Here is a 4,585-nt window from a genome sequence, read left to right as displayed (position 1 = left end):
GCTCGATGCCGGCGTTCTTCTGAATCTCCCAATGCGCCTTGCGCAGCTCACGACCAACGTCGCGCAGGCCCGTCTCGTCCAGCTCTCCTTTCCAGAACGCCTCTTGTGCTTTCTTCAGTTCACGGTCGCGGCCGATGCGCGGAAATCCAAGGGAATGGGCCAGTGCCATAACAAACAACTCCAGAATCGTGTCAATGGCGGCTATTGTCGAGGTCAGGCCTTGGTGAGACAAACTCATTCTAATCGTGATCATCACAAGTTTTACTCATGCAGCTGCGGCAGCGCTTACAGGGAAATGTCGTGCGGATCGCGGATTTTTTGGGTTGCGAGCGTGGGCATCCGGGCCTATGTTGCTTGCGAGATGAGCTGTTTGCCTGCGCATGAAGCGCGATGACTCACCGAAGGAATACGAGATGTCAAAAGACTCCCGCCCTGCCGTGCTGGGGCTGATCGGCAATACCCCTCTGGTGCGCGTGACCCGCTTTGATACCGGGCCGTGCACGCTGTTTCTCAAACTCGAATCGCAGAACCCCGGTGGCTCGATCAAGGACCGTATCGGTCTGGCAATGATTGATGCGGCTGAACGTGATGGCCGCCTGCAACCGGGTGGCACCATCGTCGAAGCCACCGCCGGCAACACTGGCCTGGGCCTGGCGCTGGTCGGCCGCGCCAAGGGTTATCGGGTGGTGCTGGTGGTACCCGACAAGATGTCCACCGAGAAAGTCCTGCACTTGAAGGCCATGGGCGCCGAGGTGCATATCACCCGCTCCGATGTCGGCAAGGGCCATCCCGAGTATTACCAGGACGTGGCGGCACGTTTGGCGAAAGACATCCCCGGCGCGTTCTTCGCCGACCAGTTCAACAACCCGGCCAACCCGCTGGCGCACGAATGCAGTACCGCACCGGAGATCTGGGCGCAGACCGAACATGATCTGGACGCCATCGTGGTCGGCGTCGGCTCGGCCGGCACGCTCACCGGGCTGAGCCGCTTTTTCAAGCGTGTGCAGCCGGATCTGGAAATGGTCCTCGCCGACCCGGTGGGTTCGGTGATGGCTCAATACAGCCGCGATGGCACCCTGCCGAAGCCCGGTTCCTGGGCGGTGGAAGGCATCGGTGAAGACTTCATCCCGTCGATCACCGACCTCTCCAGCGTGCGCCACGCCTATTCAATCAGCGATGAAGAAAGCTTCGTTCACGCCCGCCAGTTGCTCAAGGCCGAAGGCATTCTCGGAGGTTCCTCGACCGGCACCCTCTTCGCGGCCGCGTTGCGTTATTGCCGCGAACAGACCGCGCCCAAACGCGTGGTCAGTTTCGTCTGCGACACTGGCACGCGCTACCTGTCGAAGGTCTACAACGACCAGTGGATGACCGATCAGGGCCTGTTGCAGCGCAAGGGTTATGGCGACCTGCGCGATCTGATCGCGCGGCGTTTCGAGGACGGCCGCGTGATCAGCGTCGGCCCCGGCGACACGCTGCTGACCGCGTTTCAGCGCATGCGTCTGGCGGACGTCTCGCAACTGCCGGTGTTGGTGGAAGGCAAGCAACTGGTCGGCGTCATCGACGAATCGGACATTTTGCTCGGCGTGCACGAAGACGCTGCACGCTTCAGCCAGTCGGTCTCCAGCGTGATGACCGACAAACTGCAAACCCTCGCTCCCGGCGCCACCCTGGCCGAGCTGGAAGCGGTGCTCAGCCGTGGCCTCGTCGCGATCATCGCCGACGCCTCAGGCTTCCACGGCCTGATCACCCGCACCGACATGCTCAACCAATTACGGAGATCCCTCGCATGAGTCAGCACGACGACAAATCCCAAGGCTTCGCGACCCGGGTGATTCACGCCGGGCAGGCGCCGGACCCGACCACCGGCGCGTTGATGCCGCCGATCTACGCCAACTCCACGTACCTGCAAGACAGCCCCGGTGTGCACAAGGGGTTTGACTACGGGCGCTCGCACAACCCGACACGCTTTGCCCTTGAGCGCTGTGTCGCGGATCTGGAAGGTGGCACCCGGGCGTTTGCCTTCGCGTCCGGGCTGGCGACCATTTCCACGGTGCTGGAATTGCTGGAGGCCGGTTCGCACATCATTTCCGGCAATGACTTGTATGGCGGCACCTTCCGTCTGTTCGACAAGGTGCGCCAGCGCAGCGCCGGACATCGTTTCAGCTATGTCGATCTGGCCGATCTGTCGGCGTTCGAAGCCGCACTGCAGGACGACACCCGCATGGTCATGGTCGAGACCCCGACCAATCCGCTGCTGAGCCTGTCGGACCTGGCTGCCATTGCCCGTATCTGCCGCGCACGCGGGATCATCTGCGTGGCCGACAACACCTTTGCCAGCCCGTATATCCAGCGGCCGCTGGAGCTGGGGTTCGACATCGTGCTGCACTCGACCACCAAGTACCTCAATGGTCACTCGGACGTGATCGGGGGCATTGCGGTGGTTGGGCAGAATGCCGAACTTGCGGAAAAACTCGGCTTTCTGCAGAACGCCGTGGGCGCGATTGCCGGGCCATTCGACGCGTTCCTGACCCTGCGCGGGGTGAAGACCCTGGCGTTGCGCATGGAACGCCATTGCAGCAATGCCTTGGCGTTGGCGCAGTGGCTGGAACAGCAGCCGCAGGTCAAACGCGTCTACTACCCGGGGCTGGCTTCGCACCCGCAGCATGAACTGGCCAAGCGACAGATGCGCGGTTTCGGCGGGATGATTTCCGTGGATCTGAACAGCGATCTGGCCGGTGCGCGGCGCTTCCTCGAGAACGTAAAGATCTTCGCCCTGGCCGAGAGCCTGGGCGGCGTCGAGAGCCTGATCGAGCATCCGGCGATCATGACCCACGCAACCATTCCGCCTGAAACCCGGGCCAGACTCGGCATCGGCGATGGACTGGTGCGTTTGTCGGTGGGCGTCGAAGACCTTGAAGACCTGCGCGCCGACCTGGCGTACGCCCTGACGAAAATCTAGTCCTGCCACAACGACAAAGCCCGCGCGATGCGGGCTTTGGTGTTCGAGTAGGTGGCCAGTGCTGGTCTCTGGCTTACAAGGTTTATCGGGCCTCTCACAGTACAAAAGCAACCATGGAAAAAGAGCGGTACTTTGCTGCCTCACACGGCGTAAGGGCTGGATCTCAGCGCGGAGATCTTTCTAACCGTGTACCCTTCGGAACGCGCCCCACGTCCCCTTGCTATCCGATTGCGCATCAGTCTGCGTCTTCACCTACACCTTTGAGCCTAGCAAAGGCCAGACGCGCCTTCCGGGTGTTTTTAGACTGATTTCAACCGTGCCGAAGCTGCACAGAAAGCGAAACGCCTAACGCCCGTCGAGCGCCCCGCCGCACCGGCTCTGGATGGCGATCCCTGCCAAACCCGGTCGATCCTGCGCAGCCTTGTTGCGCGAGCCCGTTGCCACAGGCTGTCGAGGCCTTTACCAAAACTGCGCCGGAGTCATAACCCTCCAACTGCGCCTGAAAAGATTCCCGCGACCTTCGGCGCGCCTTACCGTGTCACTCAAAATCCGTCTTTGGCATCTGGCAGTCCGGGCACAGCCAATCGTCATGAACGTCTTGCCAGGCAGTGCCGGGGGCAATCCCGTTTTCCGGATCACCGATCGCCGGATCATATTCATAACCGCATACCGTGCAGGTTTTGGTCTGCTCTTGAGTCAACATCAACAATCTCCTTTTGCTTAAAGTGCCACGGTTGAAATCAATCCGGCGGCGCCGAGGATGAAGCCGATCAATGCGCCGCGCTCCGGCAACTCGCGAAGCATGGCGTAGATCACAATGGGTTCCAGCACCAGCAGCAGGGTCAACGAGGCGACGGTCACCACCCAGATATTCCCGGTCCCCTGATAACCCAGCCAATACGCCATTACCAGGCTGATACCGGCGATGCAGATCAAGAACATCGGCTTGATAAACATGCCCGGAGTCTCCATGACCCTGCCCGGCAGTTTCGAGGCATAGACCTCACTGTAAATGGTCAGAATCTCGCCAAAGACCATCAGCAAAAGAGCCACGACTATGTAATGTTCTTTTTTCACAAAGACCTCTTTTGCAAGATTGAAAGAATTTCGTCAATGACGACGCTGCCCACTTCGTCACTGTCCAGCTGAAAATGCGGGCCGTCGTGATCGAACAGAAACGTGTTCTTGTATTCCCCTCCTTCAAAACCACCGATCCGGCGCAACACGCTTTGCGCCTGATCGAGTTTATCGGCGTGAAAGGTCTTCAGAATTTTCACGGCATTGCCAAAGTGAATGGCTTCATCGGCAATCAGGTTCTTGATCCACACATTGAAACCAGGATGGCCAAAGTCCTGATAGAACGTGTCTTTCTTGTAGGTTTTCACCGAAACGTACTCGTCATAGGCAAACAACAGCAGAAGATTGAACTCGCAGGAGAGAATGTCTTCCAGGCCTGAAAAATCGCCAACGCGGTCCTTCAGGTCATTGATGAGGTCACTTTCGGGCGCGCCAAAAACCAGGCGGTTCAGCTCAAAGAATCCGTCGGCATGGTTACGCTCGTCGGCGTACCAGAAATCCAGGTACTGAACAAAATAAGGGGAGAACTCTTTGCGCCGGGCGTACAGA

General features: G+C 59.5%; 6 protein-coding genes. 2 read left to right on the top strand and 4 right to left on the bottom strand.

Translation table 11 applies throughout. From position 1 onward, the window contains the following. Positions 1-253: hypothetical protein (locus DBR24_RS12815; protein ID WP_256591445.1), on the bottom strand; the 253-nt coding region annotated here is incomplete at its 3' end. 160 nt (positions 254-413) lie between these two features. Here DBR24_RS12815 and DBR24_RS12810 point away from each other — a divergent pair. Together DBR24_RS12810 and DBR24_RS12805 are read left to right on the top strand one after the other, a co-directional pair. Continuing rightward, complete coding sequence (locus DBR24_RS12810) at positions 414-1,790, top strand: pyridoxal-phosphate dependent enzyme (protein WP_128614940.1); 1,377 nt, start codon at positions 414-416, stop codon at positions 1,788-1,790. After that, on the top strand, positions 1,787-2,959 hold the full coding sequence (locus tag DBR24_RS12805; RefSeq protein WP_128614939.1) for a cystathionine gamma-synthase: 1,173 nt from the start codon (positions 1,787-1,789) through the stop codon (positions 2,957-2,959). The genes DBR24_RS12810 and DBR24_RS12805 overlap by 4 nt, the downstream gene beginning before the upstream one ends. A gap of 538 nt (positions 2,960-3,497) precedes the next feature. Here the strand turns inward: DBR24_RS12805 and DBR24_RS12800 are convergent. Genes DBR24_RS12800 through DBR24_RS12790 form a run of 3 tightly spaced genes read right to left on the bottom strand, consistent with a single transcriptional unit; the run spans position 3,498 to position 4,584 of the window. Next, positions 3,498-3,662 (bottom strand): rubredoxin, encoded by a 165-nt coding sequence (locus DBR24_RS12800; RefSeq protein WP_123467951.1) that lies wholly within the window; start codon positions 3,660-3,662, stop codon positions 3,498-3,500. A 17-nt stretch (positions 3,663-3,679) separates the two neighbouring features. Continuing rightward, a complete protein-coding gene (locus tag DBR24_RS12795; protein ID WP_123469155.1) occupies positions 3,680-4,018 on the bottom strand; it encodes a hypothetical protein in 339 nt (112 codons plus the stop codon). A 14-nt stretch (positions 4,019-4,032) separates the two neighbouring features. After that, a complete protein-coding gene (locus DBR24_RS12790; protein WP_256591443.1) occupies positions 4,033-4,584 on the bottom strand; it encodes a hypothetical protein in 552 nt (183 codons plus the stop codon). Position 4,585: the final 1 nt, after the last annotated feature.

The organism is Pseudomonas sp. HMWF006 (assembly GCF_003061205.1).
GTDB lineage: Bacteria > Pseudomonadota > Gammaproteobacteria > Pseudomonadales > Pseudomonadaceae > Aquipseudomonas > Aquipseudomonas monsensis.
The sequence above is the reverse complement of the archived record's forward strand: the minus strand, read 5'-3'. Positions and strand labels throughout refer to the sequence as shown.

Coding starts and splice junctions, on each gene's coding strand:
- DBR24_RS12805 (WP_128614939.1), top strand. CDS start 1,787: ATGAGTCAGCACGACGACAAATCCCAAGGCTTCGCGACCCGGGTGATT.
- DBR24_RS12800 (WP_123467951.1), bottom strand. CDS start 3,662: ATGTTGACTCAAGAGCAGACCAAAACCTGCACGGTATGCGGTTATGAA.
- DBR24_RS12810 (WP_128614940.1), top strand. CDS start 414: ATGTCAAAAGACTCCCGCCCTGCCGTGCTGGGGCTGATCGGCAATACC.